General features: G+C 62.5%; 19 protein-coding genes. 14 read left to right on the top strand and 5 right to left on the bottom strand.

What is annotated here, in order from left to right; genetic code table 11:
* The 4 genes from NCS00_RS22115 to NCS00_RS22100 are packed head-to-tail and all read left to right on the top strand — an operon-like array spanning nucleotide 1 to nucleotide 4,155.
* A complete protein-coding gene (locus NCS00_RS22115) occupies nucleotides 1-849 on the top strand; it encodes an alpha/beta fold hydrolase (RefSeq protein ID WP_250440988.1) in 849 nt (282 codons plus the stop codon).
* Nucleotides 836-1,870, top strand: coding sequence for a 2,5-dihydroxypyridine 5,6-dioxygenase NicX family protein (locus NCS00_RS22110; protein ID WP_034470926.1), 1,035 nt, complete (start codon nucleotides 836-838; stop codon nucleotides 1,868-1,870). Before NCS00_RS22115 ends, NCS00_RS22110 begins: the two co-directional genes overlap by 14 nt.
* An 18-nt stretch (nucleotides 1,871-1,888) precedes the next feature.
* Complete coding sequence (locus NCS00_RS22105; RefSeq protein ID WP_250440987.1) at nucleotides 1,889-2,512, top strand: N-carbamoylsarcosine amidohydrolase; 624 nt, start codon at nucleotides 1,889-1,891, stop codon at nucleotides 2,510-2,512.
* A gap of 47 nt (nucleotides 2,513-2,559) precedes the next feature.
* Complete coding sequence (locus NCS00_RS22100) at nucleotides 2,560-4,155, top strand: MFS transporter (protein ID WP_250440986.1); 1,596 nt, start codon at nucleotides 2,560-2,562, stop codon at nucleotides 4,153-4,155.
* Here NCS00_RS22100 and NCS00_RS22095 read toward each other — a convergent pair whose 3' ends face one another.
* On the bottom strand, nucleotides 4,156-4,662 hold the full coding sequence (locus tag NCS00_RS22095) for a MarR family winged helix-turn-helix transcriptional regulator (protein WP_200889168.1): 507 nt from the start codon (nucleotides 4,660-4,662) through the stop codon (nucleotides 4,156-4,158).
* A 290-nt stretch (nucleotides 4,663-4,952) separates the two neighbouring features.
* Between NCS00_RS22095 and NCS00_RS22090 the strand changes: the two genes are divergently transcribed.
* Both NCS00_RS22090 and NCS00_RS22085 read left to right on the top strand, forming a co-directional pair.
* On the top strand, nucleotides 4,953-6,275 hold the full coding sequence (locus tag NCS00_RS22090; protein WP_239294831.1) for an MFS transporter: 1,323 nt from the start codon (nucleotides 4,953-4,955) through the stop codon (nucleotides 6,273-6,275).
* Nucleotides 6,276-6,350: 75 nt separating this feature from the next.
* Entirely contained in the window at nucleotides 6,351-7,559 is a 1,209-nt protein-coding gene (locus NCS00_RS22085; RefSeq protein WP_250440985.1) for a benzoate/H(+) symporter BenE family transporter, read from the top strand.
* 1 nt (nucleotide 7,560) lies between these two features.
* Here the strand turns inward: NCS00_RS22085 and ptsG are convergent, their stop codons facing one another.
* Nucleotides 7,561-9,345: a PTS glucose transporter subunit IIBC gene (gene ptsG / locus NCS00_RS22080; RefSeq protein ID WP_250440984.1), complete on the bottom strand. Its 1,785-nt coding sequence runs from the start codon at nucleotides 9,343-9,345 to the stop codon at nucleotides 7,561-7,563.
* 23 nt (nucleotides 9,346-9,368) lie between these two features.
* Nucleotides 9,369-11,900, bottom strand: coding sequence for a phosphoenolpyruvate--protein phosphotransferase (gene ptsP, locus NCS00_RS22075; RefSeq protein WP_250440983.1), 2,532 nt, complete (start codon nucleotides 11,898-11,900; stop codon nucleotides 9,369-9,371).
* Between the two features lie 320 nt (nucleotides 11,901-12,220).
* On the opposite strand from ptsP, the gene NCS00_RS22070 reads away from it, so the two are divergent.
* Nucleotides 12,221-12,433 (top strand): DUF6900 domain-containing protein, encoded by a 213-nt coding sequence (locus NCS00_RS22070; protein WP_250440982.1) that lies wholly within the window; start codon nucleotides 12,221-12,223, stop codon nucleotides 12,431-12,433.
* Nucleotides 12,434-12,585: 152 nt separating this feature from the next.
* The gene (locus NCS00_RS22065; protein WP_008348147.1) at nucleotides 12,586-13,497 is read left to right on the top strand and encodes a LysR family transcriptional regulator; all 912 of its coding nucleotides are present in this window, start codon (nucleotides 12,586-12,588) and stop codon (nucleotides 13,495-13,497) included.
* A gap of 9 nt (nucleotides 13,498-13,506) precedes the next feature.
* On the opposite strand, the gene NCS00_RS22060 is transcribed toward NCS00_RS22065, so the two are convergent.
* Nucleotides 13,507-14,811, bottom strand: coding sequence for an MFS transporter (locus NCS00_RS22060; protein WP_175980928.1), 1,305 nt, complete (start codon nucleotides 14,809-14,811; stop codon nucleotides 13,507-13,509).
* A gap of 100 nt (nucleotides 14,812-14,911) precedes the next feature.
* On the bottom strand, nucleotides 14,912-15,721 hold the full coding sequence (locus NCS00_RS22055; protein WP_008348142.1) for a class II aldolase/adducin family protein: 810 nt from the start codon (nucleotides 15,719-15,721) through the stop codon (nucleotides 14,912-14,914).
* A gap of 337 nt (nucleotides 15,722-16,058) precedes the next feature.
* Between NCS00_RS22055 and NCS00_RS22050 the strand changes: the two genes are divergently transcribed.
* The 6 genes from NCS00_RS22050 to NCS00_RS22025 all read left to right on the top strand — a co-directional run bounded on the left by NCS00_RS22050 (nucleotide 16,059) and on the right by NCS00_RS22025 (nucleotide 21,734).
* A complete protein-coding gene (locus NCS00_RS22050) occupies nucleotides 16,059-17,291 on the top strand; it encodes an urea ABC transporter substrate-binding protein (RefSeq protein ID WP_008348141.1) in 1,233 nt (410 codons plus the stop codon).
* 72 nt (nucleotides 17,292-17,363) lie between these two features.
* Nucleotides 17,364-18,233, top strand: coding sequence for an ABC transporter permease subunit (locus tag NCS00_RS22045; RefSeq protein WP_008348139.1), 870 nt, complete (start codon nucleotides 17,364-17,366; stop codon nucleotides 18,231-18,233).
* 8 nt (nucleotides 18,234-18,241) lie between these two features.
* Entirely contained in the window at nucleotides 18,242-19,324 is a 1,083-nt protein-coding gene (locus NCS00_RS22040; RefSeq protein ID WP_008348137.1) for an ABC transporter permease subunit, read from the top strand.
* Nucleotides 19,321-20,031, top strand: a complete 711-nt coding sequence (locus NCS00_RS22035; protein WP_250440981.1) for an ABC transporter ATP-binding protein — start codon at nucleotides 19,321-19,323, stop codon at nucleotides 20,029-20,031. Before NCS00_RS22040 ends, NCS00_RS22035 begins: the two co-directional genes overlap by 4 nt.
* Entirely contained in the window at nucleotides 20,028-20,735 is a 708-nt protein-coding gene (locus NCS00_RS22030) for an ABC transporter ATP-binding protein (RefSeq protein WP_250440980.1), read from the top strand. Before NCS00_RS22035 ends, NCS00_RS22030 begins: the two co-directional genes overlap by 4 nt.
* Before the next feature lie 12 nt (nucleotides 20,736-20,747).
* Nucleotides 20,748-21,734 (top strand): acetamidase/formamidase family protein, encoded by a 987-nt coding sequence (locus tag NCS00_RS22025; RefSeq protein ID WP_008348131.1) that lies wholly within the window; start codon nucleotides 20,748-20,750, stop codon nucleotides 21,732-21,734.
* Nucleotides 21,735-21,778: the final 44 nt, after the last annotated feature.

The raw sequence follows: 21,778 nt of genomic DNA, 5'->3' as shown, positions 1-21,778 counted from the left end.
ATGTCGACCTATCTGTACGGCGCGAACGTTCAGGCGAATGGCATCCGTCAGCACTATCTGCGTTACGGTGGCGCACGCACGGGACTCGATCCGGTGATCATCGTGCCGGGCATTACGAGTCCTGCGGTGACGTGGGGCTTCGTCGCGGAGCATATTGGACAAGTGTTCGATACCTATGTGCTCGATGTGCGCGGACGAGGCTTGTCGTCGGCATCGGATTCGCTCGACTACAGCCTCGACGCACAAGCCGCCGATCTGGTTGCGTTCGCAACTACCTTGGGATTCGAGCGCTACAGCGTCGTCGGTCACTCGATGGGCGCGCGCATCGGCATACGCGCTGCGCGTTCGGAGCCCGCAGGCATGACGCGTCTCGCGATGATCGATCCGCCCGTTTCGGGACCGGGACGTCGTGGCTATCCGTCGCAATTGCCGTGGTACATCGATTCGATCCGGCAGTCGCGCGAAGGCATGACCGCCGACGCAATGCGCGCCTTCTGCCCCACATGGACCCATGAACAACTCGCGTTGCGCGCGGAATGGCTTCATACATGTGACGAACGCGCGATACGCGCGAGCTTTGAAGGCTTCCATACCGACGACATTCACGCCGATCTCGCGCATCTGCGGATTGCCGCGCTGCTCGTCACCGCGGGCAGAGGCGACGTCGTGCGCGACGAAGACGTCGAAGAGATTCGCGCACTCGTGCCGCATCTTCAGCACACGCGCGTGCGTGACGCTGGTCACATGATTCCGTGGGACGACGAAGCCGGCTTTCACGCCGCGCTCGGCGATTTCCTCGGGGCATTTATTCCGACGCTCGTTGAAGGAGGCAATCATGCCAGTCAGTGACTATCAGATGGTCGATGCGTGGACGAAGGTGCTCGAGCTCTCGCGTCTCGAAGCAGGGCAGACCGTCACCATTCTCACGAGCGCGTCGACGCATCCGCAAACGCTATCGACCGCACTGATCGCGACGCAAGCGATGGGCGCAATCGTCAATCGCCTCGACTTGCCGCCGGTGAACGGCGAGAAGGCGTTGAGCCGCGATTCCCTCGCGTATCTCGGCACGACGCCGTTGACCGGCAACCGGGCCGCGATTGCCGCGTTGAAGGAAAGCGATCTCGTGCTCGATCTGATGACCTTGCTGTTCTCGCCCGAGCAACTCGACATACTCAAGGCCGGCACGAAGATCCTGCTCGCGGTCGAGCCACCCGAAGTGCTTACGCGCCTCGTGCCGACACCCGCCGATCGCGAACGCGTGCTCGCCGCACGGGCGCGCATCGCGCGCGCTAAGGAGATGCATATCGTCTCCGCCGCGGGGACGGATTTTCGCTGTCCGCTCGGCGAGTTCGAACCGATCGCCGAATACGGTTTCGTCGATGAACCGGGGCGCTGGGATCACTGGCCAAGCGGATTCGCGCTGACGTTTCCTAACGATGGCAAGGCGCATGGCCGCATCGTGATCGATCGCGGCGATATTTTGTTGCCGCAGAAAAGCTATGTGCAGGAACGCATCGAACTGACCGTCGAAGGCGGTTATGCAAAGCGCATCGAAGGCGGCATCGACGCGCAATTGCTAAGCGAATACATGGCGACGTTCAACGATCCAGAGGCCTACGCGATTTCGCACATTGGCTGGGGCCTGCAGCCGCGCGCTCACTGGTCGACGCTCGGGCTCTACGATCGCGAGGCGACCATCGGCATGGATGCGCGCGCGTTCGAAGGCAACTTCCTGTTTTCGCTCGGACCGAATAACGAAGCCGGCGGCAGCCGCTCGACGACCTGTCATATCGACATTCCGCTGCGTCATTGCGATGTATTCCTCGATGGCGAAGCCGTCGTGCGCGATGGCGTGGTCCTCGACCGCTGACCCAGGAAAACCCCGCACATGTCCCACGATATCGAAACCTACAAGCGTCAGAGCTTCGGCTCGACGCTCGAACCGAAAGCGCCGGTCGGCCTTTTGATCGTCGATCTGGTGAACGGCTTCGCGAATCCCGAAGTGTTCGGCGGCGGCAATATTCCGCAAGCCATCGAGAACACCGTGCCCTTGCTTGCGCATGCGCGCGAGAAGGGCTGGCCGGTTGCGCATAGCCGTATCGTCTTCGCCGACGATGACTCCGATCACAACGTCTTCACGATGAAAGTGCCGGGCCTGCTCGCGCTGAAGGAAGATTCGCACGACAGCGCGATCGTGCCGCAGCTCACGCCGCGCGCACGCGAACTCGTCGTGCGCAAAACAGCGCCATCGGCGTTCTTCGGGACGTCGCTCGCGGCATGGCTCACGCAGCATGGCGTGCGAACGCTCGTCGTCGCGGGTGCAGTGACGAGCGGTTGCGTGCGGTCGTCCGTCGTCGATGCGATGCAATACGGATTTCGTCCATTCGTGTTGTCGGATTGCGTCGGTGATCGCGCGATTGCGCCGCACGAGGCGAATCTCTTCGACATGGCGCAGAAATACGCTGCCGTGATGAAGCGTGATGAAGCGCTCGAATTGCTCAAAGATCTTTGATCATCTCGTAGCACGGCTCGCCTGATGCCAGGGCGCATGGGATCGACATGGCCACGTCTCTTTCGGAGCGGTCGCACCGCGCAGTCACGCGTCATGAATTCACGCTAATCGTCGCGTCTTCGTTCGGTGCGTTGCTCGAATGGTATGACTTCTATATCTACGCTGCGCTAGCGGGCACGTTCAGCACGTTGTTCTTTCCGAGCGGCAACGATACGGTGGCGTTTCTCGCGAGTCTCGCGACGTTCGGTGCGGGCTTCCTCGTACGTCCGCTCGGCGCGCTCTTCTTTGGCAGGCTCGGCGATCGCATCGGGCGAAAGTACACGTTCATGGCGACCATCGTGTTGATGGGCGTCGCGACCATCGGCGTGGGCTTGCTGCCGTCGTTCGACAAGATCGGCATGCTGGCGCCTGGCTTGCTCGTTGCGTTGCGGCTCTTGCAAGGCTTCGCGCTCGGCGGCGAAACGGGCGGCGCGGCGACCTATCTCGCGGAACATTCGCCTGTGGATCGGCGCGGCTTTTATACGAGCTCGCTGCAAACGACAGCGACGCTGGGCCTGCTCGCATCGATCGCGGCGGTCAGCATCAGCCGTGCATCGATGGACGAAGCCGCATTCCAGAGTTGGGGCTGGCGCGTGCCGTTCCTCGTGTCGATCGTGTTGCTCGCGATCTCGGTGTATCTGCGCACGAAGCTCGCCGAATCGCCGGCCTTTCGTGAGATGAAGCGCGCGAACAGGTTATCGACTTCGCCGATAGGCGAGAGCTTCGGCGAATGGGCGAACCTCAAATACGTGTTGATCATGCTGTTCAGCACGGCATCGGGCGTGGGTGTCGTCTTCGGCACTGGACATTTCTACTCCATGTACTTTCTGCAGAACACGCTGAAAGTCGCGCCCAATACGGTGAACCTGTTCCTCGCGATTGCATTGATCGCGGTATTTCCGTTCTACCTCGTGTTCGGCTGGCTATCGGATCGCATTGGACGAAAGTGGATCATGATGCTCGCGTGCCTGTTGCTCGCCGCGACGACGCAACCGATCTTTCATGCGCTCACGCACTACGCGAATCCTCGGTTGGAAGCGTTTCAGAAGCGCGCACCTGTCACGGTCCACGCGGACGATTGCCGCTTTACGCTGTTCTCCGCGCCAGTGACGGAATGCGATCGCATACGCTCGTTTCTCAGCGCATCGGGTGTTTCGTATGACCGCGCTCCGTTGCAAGCGGGAGAAGCGGCATCGACGCAAATCGGCTCGATCGTCGTTCATGGAAGCGACAAACGCGAACTGGAAAAGGCGTTGATCGCCTCGGGCTGGTCGGCGCATGCGGATGCATCGAAAATCAACGCGCCAATGGTCGTATTTCTGATGTGGCTTCTGCTGCTTTATCTCGCGATGGTCTACGGCCCGATGGCCGCATTCATGGTCGAGCTGTTTCCGGCGCGCATTCGATATACGTCGCTATCGTTGCCGTTCCATCTGGGTTCGGGCTGGTTCGGCGGAATGCTGCCGTTCGTGGTGTCGGCGATGGCTGTGGCGCGCGGCAACGTCTACTTCGGGCTCTGGTATCCGATCGTGATCGCGGTAGTGTCGTTCGCGGTCGGCGCGCTCTTCGTGCCCGAAACGTACCGCCGCGATATCACGCGATAGTCAGTCGAAATGCTTGAGGGAAGTGCGGCCGTACTGATTATTGCCTTCGACGAGCTGCATCATCATTCGCACGAAATGAGCGCGATCTTCGGGGCTCAGCGGGCCAAGGAATCTGACTTGAGCTTCACGCATGCTGCCGTACATGTCCTTCATCGTGCGGCGTCCTTTCGCGGTGATGTTCGCGATCTTGAGGCGCCCGTCGTGCGGACTCGGCTCGCGCTTGACGAGTCCGCGTTCCTCCAGACGGCGCAGCACGTCGGCCATCGTCGTGCGATCGACGCCCACTTCCGCACACAGCGATGTCTGGTCGAGACCGGGCCGCTCGCTCAATGTGGTCAGCAAGCCGTACTGCACGGGCGTGATGGCGAAGTCCTTGCAGCACTCGAAGAAGAGCGCGATATGGATCTGATTGAGCCGCCGGATCAGAAACCCCGGCCGCTGCCACAAGTGTCCGGTTTCGATGCCGCCATCGGAAACAGCAGCTTTTTTATCGGCAACGGTACTCATCCTTAACCCTTTATCGAAGAAGTTTTGCCACGCAGGAATCTAAAGATTGTAGGTGCAATCACAGTTGCGCTCCCAATTTTTTCCGGATACAAATCTATCCGTCAGCGTACTGACGAAATGCTGATGGCTGGAGCGCCGGATGTCAATGATTGAAGTCAATACGCGAAGTCAATAGAACGATGCGTCGCACAGGGTCATGCGCAGGTGAAGAAGGCGCGCATGAATAATCAGCATGCTGATTAAATGGCGAATGCGTTGAACGTCACCTCACTCAGAGTTTGGAGCCAAAGATGAGTTCTACCCCGGTACAGACGGACGACGTCGCCATTCATGGGCGGTCGATGTCACGCAACGATATCAAGACGCTGATGCTGGCGTCGCTAGGCGGCGCGTTGGAGTACTACGACTTCATCGTCGCGGTGTTCTTCACGAAGCTGCTCGCCACCGTGTTCTTTCCGCCGCAGACGCCCGAATGGCTCGCGCAGCTCGAAGTGTTCTGCATCTTCGCAGCGGGTTATCTCGTGCGTCCGATCGGCGGCATCTTCTTCGCGCACTTTGGCGATCGCATCGGCCGCAAGAAGATGTTCGCGCTGAGCCTTTTTCTCATGGCCGCGCCGACGTTGCTCATCGGCTTGTTGCCGAGCTATGCGACGCTCGGCATCGTCGCGCCGTTGCTCTTTCTCTTGTGCCGCGTTTTGCAGGGTCTTTCGGTCGGCGGGGAAGTGCCGGGTGCGTGGATCTTCTGCTCCGAGCATGTGAGGCGCGATCGTATCGGTCTCGCATGCGGTCTTCTGATGTCGGGTCTTTGCACCGGCATTCTGCTCGGCGCGCTGTCGGCGAAGTTCCTCATCGGCAACATGGAGCCGGCGGATCTGAAGAGCTGGGGCTGGCGTCTGCCGTTCATCGCGGGGGGCGCGTTCGGTCTGATCTCCGTTTATTTGCGCCGCTATCTGCAGGAAACGCCGGTGTTCGAAGCGCTGCGTGCGAAGCGTGAAGCGGATGCGCGTCTGCCGCTCGCGGTCGTGCTGAAAGAGCATCGCGGCGCGGTGATCGTCTCGCTGCTGGCGACGTGGGTGTTCTCCGGCATCTTCGTGCTGTACTTCCTCTACACGCCGACGTTCCTGCAATCGCAGTTCCACTTCGCGCCGAAGGATGTCTTCACGAACAACTCGTGGTCGATCTTCGGGCTGATCGTCGGCAGCACCTTCGCTGGATGGGCAGCCGACAAGATCGGCGGCGGGCGCGCGTATGCGATCGGCAGTGTCGCGATGCTGCTCGTCACCGGCGCGTTCTACATGAACCTGAACGCGGGCAGTCAGTCCGTGTGGGCGCTGTATATCCTCGGCGGCTTCCTGATCGGGACGATCACGCTCGGGCCTTACATCATCGTGAAGAGCTTTCCGCCGGAAGTGCGCTTCACCGGTTTCGCGCTCTCGTACAACACGGCGTATGCGATCTTCGGCGGCACCGCGCCCGCAATCGCCTCGTTTCTGGTAGGGCGGCAGGGCATCACGATGGCCCCCGCCTGGTACATTGGCGCGCTTTGCGTGCTCGGCGTGATCATCGGTCTCGCATGGCGTGCGCCCGTACATGCCGAATCGACGGCGCATTGAGGCCGGCCCTTCAATCCGCAGCGTTTTCTTGCGTCGATGCCGACGCGAGAAAACGCTTCCGTTCGAGCGAGACACATGTCTGTTGGCGGCGCTTCCGATAGCGGCATCGGCCGGTCATGGCTTTTGTACTTTTCGCTTGCGTTCGCGAGCATGACCTTTTCCGCGACGGGACCGGTCGCGATCATCATCGCCGCGTCGCGCGAGGGCGGCTTGAGCTTCGCGCAGACATCGTCGTGGCTGTTCGCGTCGATCGGCATGAACGGGCTGGCGAGCATCGTCATCAGCTGGAAGACGCGTCAGCCTTTGCTCTTTCTGTGGACGATTCCCGGCGCGATTCTCGCCGCGCCGGTGATCGCGCAATACGGATTCAGCGCAGCCGTGGGCACGTATCTCGTGTGCGCCGCGGTGCTGCTCGTGCTCGGCGTGACGAACCTCGTCGCGCTGCTCGACCGATGGGTGCCCATGCCGATCGTCATGGCGATGATCGCCGGACTCTTCATCAAGTACGTGCTGGCCGTCGTGCATTCGACGATAGCCGCGCCGCTCATAGGCGCCAGCATGTCGATCGCGTTCTTCGGGCTGATGTGGCTCGAGCGACGCAACGGAGCGCCCATGCCGCCGCTCGTCGGCGCGATGCTGGCAGGCGCGGCGATTCTCTTCGCAACGGGCTTCCGTTTGCCGAGTCACAGCGGCGGCGCATGGACGGCGACGCCTGCGCTCGTCGCGCCGCGCTTCGATATTCACGCGATCTCGCAACTCTTGTTGCCGATGCTCATCACCGTGATTTTCGTGCAGAACGCGCAGGGAATCGCGGTGACGCGGGCATCGGGATATCGCACGTCGTTGCGGCTCGTGACGATCTATAGCGGCGTGCTGAGCGCGATCACCGCGCCGTTCGGCGGCTGTCCTTCGGTGCTTGCGGGGCCGAGCAATGCGATTCTCGTGTCGGGCGGCACGCATGGCCGGCATTACATCGGCGCGTTGATCGCGGGCGTCATATGCGTGGCGATCGGCGTGTTCGCCACGGCATATGTGTTTCTGCTGGCGAATCTGCCCGGCGCGTATATCGCGATTCTCGCCGGGCTCGCGATGATGGGCGTGCTCGAAAAGTCTTTCGTCAGCGCGTTTCGTTCGGCGTTGCCGCTGAGCGCGATGATCGTGTTCGTCGTTACGCTCAGCGACGTGACCTTGCTTGGTATCGGCGCGGCTTTCTGGGGCGTCGTGGCGGGGTGCCTCGCTTACTACGCCGTGGAAAAGCCGCGCTCGGGCGACGTGCCCGCGTGAATCAACGCATCGCGCCCGCAAGGCTCTCCGCTTCGAGTCCAACGATCAGATCGACTTCGCCGTTGGCAAGCGGCTGCGTCGCCGGCACGCCCGCCGCTTTCAGCGCGGCGCCGTCGAGCCGCGACGCATCGCCGAGCGCGACGCGCAAGCGCGTGGCCGCGAGCGGTTCGAGCTTGAGGATATTGGCCGCGCCGCCCAGCGCCGCGCGAATCTTTTCCGCGCGCGCCTTCTGCTGCGCTGCATCCTGCGCGGGCGCCGCACCCGGGGCGCTCATCGCGTCGGAAGCTGTGGCGGTGGATGCTGCGCCCGCCACTGGCAGATCGGCGTCGCTTCCCGCGGTCTTCAGATAGTCCTGCATGTCGGTCTTCATGTTCTCCGACAGCGGCCCGAAAATCGCCTGCACGCCGTTGCCGACGCGCACGACGCCCGCAGCGCCGAGCGCCTTCAACCTTGCATCATCGACGAGCGACGGATCGTTCACCGTGATCCGCAGGCGCGTGATGCACGCATCGAGGCTCTTGATGTTCGAGCGGCCGCCGAACGCGAGCACGAGATCGCGCGAGCGTCCGCCGACGCCACTGGAACTTACCGCGGCAGTGGCCGCCGTATCGTCCTCACGTCCCGGCGTCTTGAGATTGAAGCGCGTAATCACGAAACGGAACACGACGTAATAGATCGCCGCATAGATCGGCCCGAGGATGAACACGTACCACGCGTGCGTCGCCTTGTTGCCGATCAGGTTGAACATCAAAAAGTCGATCGCGCCTTGCGAGAACGTGAAGCCCATGTGCATGTTCAGCGTATTGGCGACGAATTGCGCCGACGCCGCGAGACACGCGTGAATGAAGTACAGCACGGGCGCGACGAACAGGAACGCGAACTCGATCGGCTCCGTGATGCCGGTGAGGAAGGAAGTCAGCGCTGCCGACACCATCATGCCGCCGACCGCAACCTTCTTTTCGGGTTTGGCGCAATGCCAGATCGCGATCGCGGCGGCGGGCAGACCGAACATCTTGAACAGGAAGGCGCCCGACAGAATGCCCGCGGTCGGATCGCCGGCGAAGAAACGGTTGATGTCGCCATGAACGATCTTGCCTGTCGTCGGATCGAGGAAGCTGCCCGCCTCGAAAAAAAACGGAACGTTCCAGATGTGATGCAAACCGAACGGAATCAGCAGACGTTCGACAAAACCGTACACGGTCGCCGCGGTGCGGGGATCGGAGACCGCCGCCCATTGCGAGAACGCCTTGATGACACCGCCGATCGGCGGCCACACGACCGACAGCACCGCGCCGAGCACGATCGCACCGATGGCCGTGACGATCGGCACGAAGCGCTTGCCGGCGAAGAAACCGAGATAGGCCGGCAGCGTGATGCGGTAATAGCGGTTGAACAGCCACGCCGCGAGACCGCCCGCGAGAATGCCGCCGAACACGCCGGTCTGAATCGACGGAATGCCCATGATCATCGTCGGCTCGACGCCTTCGAGCTTCGCGATGACGCCGAGCGTCGCCGTCATCACGAGATAGCCGATGGTCGCGGCGATTCCCGATACGCCATCGTTTTCCGTGAAGCCGAGCGCCACGCCGATCGCGAAGATCAACGGCAGATTGCCGAAGATCACGTCGCCGGCGTTCTTCATCAGTTCGAGGATGATGGCGGGCACGTAGCCATGAAAATCGGTCGCGCCGAGACCGAGCAGGAGGCCGGCGACGGGCAGCACCGCGACCGGCAGCATCAGCGACTTGCCGACCTTCTGCACCACGCCGAATGCGTTTTTGAACATTTTTTTGTCTCCGCTTGTTCCGCTTATTCCGCGTACGGGGCGAGCAGGGCGCGCACTTCGGCGGCCGTGCCCAACGTGATTACCTTTGCCGCGAGCTGGCGGGCTTCGTCCATCGTGAGGCGCGCGAGTTGCGCCTTGATCGAGCCGACGGCAGGCACGCTGACCGACAGCTCGTCGATGCCGAGGCCGACGAGCACCGGCACCGCCATCGCATCGGACGCGATGCCGCCGCACACGCCGACCCACTTGCCATGCTTGTGCGCGCCATCGACGGTCATGCCGATCAGACGCAGCACCGCCGGATGCAGCGCGTCCGCCTGTTTCGCGAGCTTCGGATGTCCGCGATCCATCGCGACCGTGTACTGCGTCAGATCGTTGGTGCCGATGGAAAAGAAATCGACTTCGCGCGCGAGCGGCTCGGCGATGAGCGCGGCGGACGGCACTTCGATCATCACGCCGACCTTGATGCTGTCGATGCGATCGCCGGCTTCTTCCTGAAGAAGCCGCTTGGCCGCGCGCACTTCCTCGATGGACGCGACCATCGGGAACATGATGTGCAGATTGCCGATCGGCGCGGCCCGCAAAATCGCGCGCAATTGCGTGCGGAACATATCGGGACGATCGAGGCTCACGCGCACGCCGCGCAGCCCGAGGAACGGGTTGTCCTCTTTCGGCAGCGGCAGGTACGACAGCGGTTTGTCGCCGCCGACGTCGAGCGTTCGCACGACGAGCGGACGCTCGCGGCCGAGCGCTTCGGCCACGGCGCAATATTCGGCGGCCTGTTCGTCTTCCGACGGCGCGGTGTCGCGGTTATCGAACAAAAATTCGGAACGCAGCAGTCCGACGCCTTCCGCGCCCGCCGCGACCGCATCGCGCGCTTCCTGCGCATTCCGGATATTTGCAACGACTTCGACGCGATGCCCGTCCGCCGTGACGGCCTGCTTGCTCGCGGCGACTTTCTCTTCCTCGCGCTTTTTCGTCTGACGGTCGATGCGCTCGCGCGCCTTGGCCAGATCGTCCGCACTGGGATTGCGCCGCAGGCTGCCGTGCGAACCGTCGAGCACGACGAGCGTGCCATCGGGCAATTGCAGCGCATCTTCGTCGATGCCGCAGATCGCCGGAATGCCGAGCGAGCGCGCCAGAATCGCGACGTGACTCGTCGCGCCGCCGGTCGTCGTGCAGAAACCGAGCACCTTGCTGCGATCGAGCGAGGCCGTGTCCGAGGGCGAAAGCTCCTCGGCGATGAGGATCGATTCGTCCGCCACGTCGATATGCGCCTGCTTTACGCCCGCGAGCAGCGCCAGCACGCGGCGGCCGACATCGCGGATATCGCCCGCACGCTCGCGCAGAAGCGCGTTGTCGACCCTCTCCAGATTGCTCGCCTGCGTCTCGAACGCGGCGCGCCACGCAAAACCCGCGCTCTTGCCGTCGCTGATGCCGGCGATGGCCGCGTCCGTGAGATCGGGATCGTCGAGCAGTTCGAGGTGCGCGTCGAGGATCTGCGCCTTGGACGGATCGGTCAGATTCGCCTTCAGCGCCTCGATTTGCTGACGCGCTTCGTGATGCGCGGCGTCGAGCCGTGCGCGTTCGCGTTGCGGCGATTCGCCCGCCTCGGCCACGTCGATGACTTCGCGGCGGAACTGCACGATCTTGCCGACCGCGAGTCCCGGCGACGCGGATACGCCCGTGAATTCGTTGGCGTTCGTGGACGGGGCGCGCGCCGGTGCGACCGGTTCGGCCGCGGCAACGGCGGGCGCGGGCGCGTCGCCGGGCTTTTCGCCCGAGCCCGACGCGAGCAGGCGCGCGAGCGCGGCGGCGGCTTCACCGGCATCGGGGCCGGCGGCCTCGACGCGCAATTTGTCGCCGAAGCTCGTCGCGAGCGCCATCAGCGCGACGACGGATTTCGCGTTCGCGCTGTCGTCGCCGCGCAGGACGCGAATGTCGGATTTGTATTTCTTGGCTTCGGCGGCAAATACCGCAGCGGGCCGCGCGTGCAGGCCTTGCGGATTCGGCAGCGTGATTTCGTCTGACCGGATGGCGCCTGCTGGGCCGCCGCTCGCGTCGTCCGCGGCGGCGCCGACGAATTCGACCGTCAACGCGACGTCCTTGCCCGCCGTGACGAGGCCCGTGGCGGGCACGTAGCGGGTCACGAGCTCACCGTTGGCGATGACCATCTGCGTGAGCAGGCTCACGGCCCGCGCGCCGACGACGACCGGATCGAAGCGGATCAGCGGCTGGCCGGTCGTGACGGTGTCGCCTTCCTTGACGAGCGGCGTGAAGCCTTCCCCGCGCAGCATCACGGTGTCGAGGCCGATGTGGATCAGCACCTGGAGACCGCTTTCGCCGGTGATCGTCGCCGCGTGCGCCGCTCGATGCAGCTGCGTGACTGTCCCCGAGAGCGGGGCGAGCAATTCGTCCGAAGTGGGATCGATCGATACGCCGTCGCCGACCATCTTCTGCGCGAAAACTGGATCGGGCACGGTGTCGAGTTGGACCATCACGCCTGACAACGGCGCCATCAACTCGATTCGTGCCAAACGTTGAGGAGCTTTCATGTGAACGACTCCTTGTCCTTTGACGATGAGCTGGAACCGGCCTGAGATCAATCATAGGCAACGGCTCCATGATTCGCTGACCGAATGGATGTGCGTTCGCAAAAGCACGCAGTACGTGCCGGAATGCCCACATCGATTCGGATTCTGAAACGCCGCGTTCTGCTTTCAAGAGCAGTGGCGGCAAAAAGCGCGCTATTGTTTCGCGGCGCAATGACGATTTCTAGAGACGACATTCGAATCGCGGCGATCCGTCGCAGGTAACGGGGGCTCGCGCTCCTAAGCTTGTTAAGTAACAAATGCAAGAGAAAGGAGCGCAAACCATGACCTACCGCAACAAGACTGAAGCTCATTGGGAGCCGCTGTTGACAATCGCGCGCGACGAGCTAGGCATTCAATCGTTCGATCCGATCGGCAAGCCGAGCGCGGACATCCGCATGTGTCGCGTCGAGGAACTCGGGCGCGCGCTCGAACGCGCTTACGACTTGGGTCTTTTGGTCGGAAACGGCGTGAAGCGCGCGGCGAGCACCGTCTGAAGACGGTTGGCGAGACGGTTTCTGAGGTCGCGAGCCCGTGCTCGAGCCGCTCGAATCGGCCGGGAATCCATACCCGTGCAACTCCCGATATAGAAGTAAGCAGCCGCTGGCTAAGATCGCTGGTTGATCATCGCTTAGGCCGCACCGAGTACATGAAGGACGAACGCCTCGTCGAAATGAGGATTTTCAAGGCCGTCGCGGAAACCGGCGGATTCACCGCTGCGGCGCTCATGCTCAACCTTCAGCAGCCGTATGTCAGCCGCGCGGTCTCGGCGCTCGAAAAGCGCCTCGGCGTCGCGCTGCTCAGGCGCTCGACGCGCAGTCTGCAGGTCACGCAGGAAGGCAACGAATATCTCGCGCTGTGCAAGCGCATTCTCGACGACATCGACACCGGCGAAGCCCAACTCGCGCGCGCGGGTCAGCACATGACCGGCAGTATCCGCGTGACGGTGGCGACTTCGTTCGGCATGGATCAGATCGTGCCGCTCATTCCGGGCTTTCTGGAGCGCTATCCCGGCCTGCGGGTGCGCCTGTCGCTGTCGGATACGCTCGCGGATGTGATCGGCGAAGGATTCGATGTCGCGATCCGCATGGGAAGCCTGCAGGACTCGAATCTCGTCAGCCGCAAGCTGTGTCATCTGCAGCGCGTCGTGACCGCGTCGCCTTCGTATATCGCGCGGCACGGCGTGCCTTCGGTGCCGGCGGATCTCGTCAACCACAATTGCCTGATGTGGGAGCCGCCGATGGATCATCTCAACCATTGGCCCTTCATGGTCGATGGCGAGCGCACGTCCATGCTCATCGACGGCAACTTTCAGACGAGCAGCGGCGTGAGCTCGGTGTACATGTGCCTCGCTGGCGTCGGCATCACGCGCATGGCCGAGCATATGGTGCTTCCGTCGATTCGCAGCAACATGCTCGTGCCGCTCTTGACCGACTTCCAGCCGAAGGACGAAACCGCGATCTATGCGCTGTATCCGCGCGACTCGTCGCTGCATCCGCGTGTGCGGGCGTTCATCGACTACGTGACGGAAAGGCTCAAGCGGCCGCCGTGGGCCGCCTGAGCCGGCGTTTCACTTGTCGTCGAGCGTCTTCGGCAGACGCATGGTCATCGCCGCGCCGAGCACGAGAAACGCGGAGATCACGTACATGCCGATTTCCGCGTGACCGACCATCACATTGAGCATGCCGACGAGATAAGGCGATACGAAGCCCGCGATATTCCCGACCGAATTGATGAACGCGAGCGCCGCCGCGACCGATGCGCCGACGAAGAGGCTCGTCGGCAGCGCCCAGAAGAGCGCGACGCACGAATAGACGCCCGCCGCCGCGATCGACAGACAGAGCGTCGTCATGATCGGGCCTGCCGAAAGCCACATGCTCGTGGCCAGTCCCACCGCGCCGATCAGCATGAAGAGGGCGAAATGCGCGCGGCGTCCGCCGGTGCGGTCGGCGCTGCGATTCGACACGAACAGCGCGATCGCCGCCACGACGTTCGGCACCGCCGAATACAGGCCGATGGACAACGGATCGGTCACGCCGCTGCGCTTGATGAGCGAGGGCATCCAGAAGCCGAGCGCGTAGAGGCCCATGATGAGGCAGAAGAAGATAGCGCAGAACCACCACAGCTTCCGGTTGGCGAGAAACGCGCGCACGCTCGGATGATCGATCTTGCCGGCGTTCTCCGCGCGAATTTCGGCCAGCACGTTCGAGCGCTCGTCCTCGCTGATCCATCGCGAGCGCGCGGGATCGTCATCAAGAAAGGCAAGCACGACGAACGCGAGCACGACGGCCGGAATCGCTTCGATCAGAAAAAGCCATTGCCACGCAGCCATATGCGCGTTGCCGGAGAATGCATGCAGGATGTAGCCGGAGATCGGACCGCCGACGACGAACGCGAGCGGCGCGCCCATCACGTAGATGGACATCGCGCGGCCGCGATAGCGGGCCGGAAACCACAGCGTGAGCAGATACATGATCGCGGGCGCGAAACCGGCTTCGGCGGCGCCGAGCAGAAAGCGCGCGATGTAGAACTGCATCGGCGTCTGCACGAAGATCATCGCCGCCGAGATGACGCCCCACGTCAGCATGATGCGGGCGATCCACTTACGCGCGCCGACACGGCGCATGATGAGGTTGCTCGGCACCTCGAAGAAGAAGTAGCCCGCGAAGAAGATGCCCGAGCCGAGGCCGTAGATCGCGTCGTCGAAACGCAGTGCGTCGAGCATCTGCAGTTTCGCAAAGCCAACGTTGACGCGGTCGAGATAGGCAACGAGATAACAGATCAGCAATAGCGGCAACAGCCGCCAGTAGGCTCGGTAGTAAGTGCGGCTCATGTCCGTCTGTCTGACGGCTTCTTCGCCATATAGCGCGTCCATGCGTGTCTCCAATATAGATTTTCTTGAGCGCTCTCGGGCGGCATGCGCGGGCAAGTTGCGACATGGCGCATGCCGCCGCCGTACCTCGCACACCGATGGGTCAGTCGAGGTAATCCGGCTCCTGCTCGTTGATTTCGTAGAGCATGGTCTGGAAATGCAGCCAGCTGATGAACGAATTGCCCAGATGGCGATGCGAATACTCCGCGAACTCCGGATCGATCTCGATCGGGCGCGACTCGGCCGCGTCCATCAGCAGTTGCATCCTGCAGCAATGATCGAGCGCGATGAACGTCCACACGGCATCGTCGATACTGTGACGGCTCGCGGTCAGCAGCCCGTGATTCTGGTGGATGATGGCCTTGTGATCGTTGAAGGCGCGCGCGATCGGATTGCCCGATTCATTCGCGACCGGCACCTTGCCCGCGCCATCGCGCACCACCGTATGGCTGCCGTAGAACATGCACGCGTCCTGCGTCACGTAGTCGAGCGGCTTGCCCATCGCGGCCCAGGCGTCGCCGTTGACGGTATGCGCGTGACACGAGCCGATGATGTCGGGGTTCTCCGCGTGAATCGCCGAATGCAGCACATAGCCCGCGCGATTCACGGCGTACTTGCCTTCGATCACCGTGCCCGAATGATCGACGAGCACCAGTTGCGATGTCTTCGTGCGCGACCACGGCACGCACATCGGATTGGTCCAGAAAAGCTCCGGATGCTCGGGATCGCGCACCGTCAGATGGCCTCCGAAGCCGAAGCTGAAGCCATGACGCGCGAAGATCCGGCACGCGGCCGCGAGATGCTCCTTGCGATAGCGGCGTTCCTCGGCGGAACTCGAAAACGTCGGTTCTTGCGGAAAAATCAGGTCGTCCTGTGTCGGACTGTAGACCGAGTCCTTGGCGTCCATCAACATCGTTTCGTCTCCTCGTGAAGGTATGGAATGCCAGTATAGAAGCGGACTTTCGGCGGATTCAGGGGCTATCCGGAATAGGATTTATGCATATCGTCCGGCCCGCCGCTTCACCGGCGCCTGTGCCGCGCGTGCGATTTCGGCCATCCGGCGATTTTTGTCCACCGTTGACAAGGAAAAATTTGACGCATTAGACTGGGCTCCATACCTCGCGGCCTGACAAAGATGTCCGCCCGAGGATCCGGCACAGAAGCCCCCTGACGAACCCGCGGTTCGTCAGGGGGCTTTTTTTTGTCCGCGTTTTTCCCCCTGTTCTAGCGCTCATTTCTGGAGAATCCGCATGTTGCTGAAGCCGTCGGGCTGGATGCGTCTCGCCCTTACCGCAGGACTTGCACTGACTTCGCTCGCATCGAGTGCCGCCGATCCCGTGAAGATCGGCCTGCTGGAAGATGCCTCGGGAAACTTCGCACTGGCGACCATTCCGAAAATTCACGCCACGCAACTCGCAGTCGATGAGATCAACGCGAAGGGCGGCATCCTCGGACGTCCGGTCTCGCTGATCGCCTACGACACGCAATCCGACAACACCAAGTTCCAGGAACTGGCACGGCGTCTCGTTCAGACCGACAAGCCCGATGTGATCTTCGGCGCATTCTCGAGCGCATCTCGCGAAGCGATTCGGCCGATCATGGACCGCGCGAAACAGCTTTACTGGTACGACAATCAGTACGAAGGCGGCGTGTGCGATACCAACACGTTCGTCACGGGCGCCGTGCCCGAACAGCAATTCTCGACGCTGATCCCGTGGATGATGCAGAAGTACGGCAAGAAGGTGTACACCATCGCCGCCGACTACAACTTCGGGCAGATTTCCGCCGAGTGGGTCCGCAACATCGTCAAGGAGAACGGCGGCACGATGGCCGGCGAGGAATTCATTCCGCTGTCGGTATCGCAGTTCGGACAGACGATCCAGAACATCCAGAAGGCGAAGCCCGACTTCGTGGTGACGTTGCTGGTCGGCGCGAATCAGGCGTCGTACTACGAGCAGCAGGCGTCGGCACATCTGAATCTGCCGATGGCGAGTTCGGTCAACGTCGGTCAGGCGTACGAGCACAAGCGCTTCAAACCGCCTGCGCTGAAGGACATGTACGTGACGGCGAACTACGTCGAAGAAGTCGATACGCCCGCCAGCAACGACTTCAAGAAGCGCTTCCACGCGAAGTTCCCGAACGAGCCGTACATCAATCAGGAAGCAGCGAACGCGTACGACGCCATCTATCTCTACAAGGCAGCCGTCGAAAAAGCCAAGACGACGAATCAGGACGCGGTGCGCAAGGCGCTCGAAAGCGGCATCTGCACGGAAGGCGCGCAGGGCAAGGTGTGCATGGACCCGAAGAGCCATCACGCGAGCCACACCATTTACCTCGTGCATGTGAAGGACGATCACTCGGTCGATATTCCGAAGGTCTGGGACGACGTCCAGCCGTACTGGCTCGGCAAGGTGGGCTGCGATCTGCCCAACAAGCCGGATCATCGCCAGTACACGCCGTCGAACCTGCCCAAGAAGTCTTGATCGTCCTGATCCGGGCCGGCGCGCGCGCCGCACATGACGGGCGCGCGCAGGTCTCTTGAACGTGGAGCATGCATGGCCACCTTTTCGGTTCTCTATTCGCTCGTCTATCAGTTCGGCGACAGCTTCGCCTATCTGGTGCTCGCGGCGCTCGGTCTCGCGGTCATCTTCGGCATGATGGGCGTCATCAATCTCGCGCATGGCGAGTTCATCATGTGCGGCGCCTACGTGACGATCATCGCGGCCAAGCGCGGCTTGCCGCTTCCTCTCGCCATGCTGCTCGGGGCGCTCGCGGCGGCGTTCGCGGGCGTGGTGATCGAGCGGCTCGTGATTCGCCACTTGTACGACCGCTTGTTCGATTCCGTCGTGGCGACGTGGGCAATCAGCCTCATCGTGCAGCAGACCATGCTGCTCGTCGCCGGACCTTCGATAGAAGGCATCGGCACGCCGTTCGGATCGTTCTCGCTCGGCGATTATTCGTTTTCGACGTACCGCGCCGTGCTGCCCGGCATCGCCCTGGCCATCCTGTTCGCGCTCTATCTGCTGTTCTTCAAGACGAACTACGGCGTCTGCGCCCGCGCGACGATCCAGAACGCCAGCATCGCGCAATGTCTTGGCCTGCGCACGGACCGTCTCTATACGCTGACGTTCGCGCTCGGCGCGGGACTCGCGGGGCTGACCGGCGCCCTCTATGCGCCGACTATGACCGCCGTGCCGACGATGGGCAGCAACTTCATCGTGCAGGCGTTCGTGTCGGTGGTCGTCGGCGGCGCGAACGTGATCGCGGGGACGACGCCCGCCGCGGCCGTGCTCGCCGTCATCCAGACCGCGCTCACGGCCTCGTATGGTCAGTTGTTCGGGCAGATCGGCTTGCTGGTGACGGTCATCGTCGTGATCCGGCTGATGCCGCAAGGTCTCGGCAACCTCTTTTCCCGCGCGCGCTAGGAGGCAATGTGAAGCAAACGAAAGAGCCTTCGCGGCTATCTCCCGCGAGCGCCACGACTCGCGCGGCGCACTACGTGCCCTGGCTCGTGGCGCTCACGCTGCCGCTCGTCGTGGATGCCACCACGAGCGGCAATCTCGCGTACTGCCTGTTGTGGGCGTTCGGCGCGGTCGGCCTCGCCGCAATGTGGGGCTATGGCGGCATCCTGTCCTTCGGGCAGACCGCCTTCTTCGGATTGGCGGGCTACAGCTACGGCATCTTCACGCTGAATTACGGCGATGCCTGGTTCGATTCGTGGCTCGGTCTCGGCGCGGGACTGGTGGTGAGCATCGTCGCGGCGGCGCTGATCGGCTACATGATCTTCTATGGCCGCATCAAGGGCGTGTTCATCGGCATCGTCACGTTGTCGGTGACGCTCGTGCTCGAAACGTTCATGTCGCAGACGGCCGGTCCGCAATGGGCGATCGGCGAAGCGCGCCTGAACGGCTACAACGGCATGGGCGGCATGCCGCCGCTCACGGTTCCCTGGCCGGGCGGACCGCTCACGCTGGAAAACGCAAGCTTCTACTACCTCGTGCTGATTCTGCTGATCGTCGTCTATGCCGCGATGCGCAAGCTGCTCGACGGCACGTTCGGCCTCACGCTCATCGCCATTCGCGAGAATCCGCAGCGCGCCGAGATGCTGGGCGTCGATATCCGCCGGCATCAGTTGCTCGTGTTCGTGCTCGGCTGCGCGCTCGGCGGATTGTCGGGCGCCCTGTACACGATCTGGGGCTCCTACATCACGCCCTCGACGATGGGCCTCACGTCCGCCGCCATGCCTGTGATCTGGGTGGCGACGTCGGGCAGAAAGAGCATCGGCGGGACCATTCTCGGCACGGCGCTCCTCGTGTGGCTTTCGCAGAATCTCGCGGTGTACGGCAGCCAGTACGCGCTGATCCTGCTCGGCGCGATCCTGTTGATCGTCGTGCTCGCGGCGCCGGAAGGTCTGCTGCCGTTCGTCGCGCGGCATCTGCGGCGCATGCAGGGCCGCGCGGGTCAGGATGCGCCTCGCGGCGGCGCATGTCTCAAACGGGAGGAGGGCAAGTCATGACCACGCTGCTGGAAACGCGCGGACTCAAGAAGCACTTCGGCGGCGCGCACGTCATCAACGGCATCGACTTCCGCATCGATGCAGGCGAGATTCGCTGCGTGATCGGGCCGAACGGCGCGGGCAAGAGCACGTTCTTCAAGCTCATCACGGGGGAGCACCGGCCGTCGGAAGGCAGCGTGATGTTTCTCGGCCAGGACATGAGTCATGTGCTGCCGCACGAACGCATTCGCATGGGCATGAGCATCAAGTTCCAGATTCCCGGCGTGTTCCCGGACCTGAGCGTGCGTCAGCACTTGCAACTGTCGCTGCATCGCGCGAAGGACGACCGCCCCGAAAGCCTCGATGAACTCTTGCAGCGCTTCATGCTGAAAAACGAGGAACATGTGCTCGCGCGCAATCTGTCGCACGGCAAGAAGCAATGGCTCGAAATCGCGATGGCCGTATCGCTGCGTCCGAAGCTGCTCTTTCTCGATGAACCCGTCGCCGGCATGTCCGTCGAGGAAACCCATGCGACCGGCGAGCTCATCAAGCGTCTGTCGGCTGCGGGTCTCACGATGATGGTGGTCGAGCACGACATGACCTTCGTCAAGCAGATCGCGTCGCGCGTGACGGTGTTGCACGGAGGAAGCCTGCTCGCCGATGGCCCGCTCGACGAAATCCTCGCACGCGACGATGTCGCGGAAGTCTATCTGGGGAAGAAGAAATGAGCGCGTTGCTTCAAGTGTCGGGCGTGGAAGCGGGATACGGCGGCGGACGCGTGCTCAACGGCGTGTCGTTGAGCGTCGGGGCGGGCGAAGTGCTGGCGCTCATCGGGCGCAACGGCGTCGGCAAGACGACGCTGATGCGCGCGTTGATCGGGCTGATCGATCTCGATGCGGGGAGCATCGAACTCGATGGCGATTCCATCGGCCACGAAAAGCCGTATGTTCGCGCGCAGAAGGGCATGGGCTACGTGCCGCAAGGCCGCGAGATTTTCGGCGCGTTGACGGTCGCGGAAAACCTGCAGGTCGGCGCGCAGGCGAATCGCGCGCAGGCGGCGCAGATGAAGGACAAGGTGGTCGGCTATTTTCCGATCCTGAAGAAGCGCTACCAGCAGAAGGCCGGAACCATGAGCGGCGGCGAACAGCAGCAGCTTGCGATCGCGCGGGCGCTCATCAGTTCGCCGAAAGTGGTATTGCTCGATGAGCCGTCCGAAGGCATCCAGCCATCGATCGTCGATCTGATCGGCGAGACGCTTCAGCAGATCGCGCGTGAAACGGGCATCGGCGTGGTGCTGGTCGAGCAGGACATGGGGATGGTCGAACGCATCGCGACGCGCTGCTGCGTGATGGACAAGGGCCGCATCGTCGAGACGCTGAGCCCCGCGCAGCTCGCGGACGAACAACTGATTCGCCAGTATCTGGCACTGTGACGGAGACGAAACATGAAATGGCTTGAAGACTCGATCATGATGAAGCGTGGCGTCGGCGCCGATCGCGAGCCGGTGGAGCACCATCTGACCGAGGAAATGCAGAAGACGTATCACTACACGATCGGCCCGTACTCGCAGCCGGTCTTGCATGTGAAGCCCGGCGATCGCGTCGTCGTGGAAACGCGCGACGCGTTCGAAGGCAAGATCAGGGAGGAGACGGACAAGCCGTCGCAAGTGCTGCAGGTGCCGTTCCTCAATCCGCAGAACGGGCCGATCATGATCGAGGGCGCGGAGAAGGGCGATGTGGTCGCCGTCTACATCGAAAAGATGGCGCCGCGCGGCGACGATCCGCACGGCTTCTGCTGCATGATCCCGAACTTCGGCGGATTGACGGGCACGGACTACACCGCGCTCCTGAACGAGCCGCTGCCCGAAGTGGTGCGCAAGATCAAGATCGACGAAGAAAACGTGTACTGGAGCAAACGCAACACGCTGCCGTACAAGCCGCATATCGGCACGCTGAGTCTTTCACCCGAAATCGATTCGATCAATTCGCTCACCCCCGACAATCACGGCGGCAACATGGACGTGCCCGACATGGGGCCGGGCAGCATCACGTACTTGCCGGTGCGCTCGCCGGGCGGACGGCTGTTCATCGGCGATGCACACGCCTGTCAGGGCGACGGCGAAGTCTGCGGCACGGCCGTCGAATATCAGAGCACGACGACCGTGCGCGTCGATCTCATCAAGAAGTGGCAGATCGACTGGCCGCGCCTCGAAAACGAAGATGCGCTGATGAGCATCGGCAGCGCGCGGCCGCTGGAAGACGCGACGCGCATCGCGTACCGTGAACTCGTGCTGTGGATGGCCGCGGAATACGGCTTCGACAAGTGGGACGCGTACATGATGCTGAGTCAGGTCGGCAAGGTTCGACTGGGCAATTTTGTCGATCCAAAATATACGGTTGGCGCAATGGTCGCCAAGCACTACCTCAAATAACGCGTCAGTCAGACGAATCCAGAGCAGTTGGTATCACGCGCGGG

The sequence above is a fragment of the Caballeronia sp. AZ1_KS37 genome, assembly GCF_023631165.1.
In the GTDB taxonomy this organism is placed as follows: domain Bacteria; phylum Pseudomonadota; class Gammaproteobacteria; order Burkholderiales; family Burkholderiaceae; genus Caballeronia; species Caballeronia zhejiangensis.
Note: the sequence above shows the minus strand (reverse complement) of the source record. Positions and strands in the feature narration are given on the sequence as shown.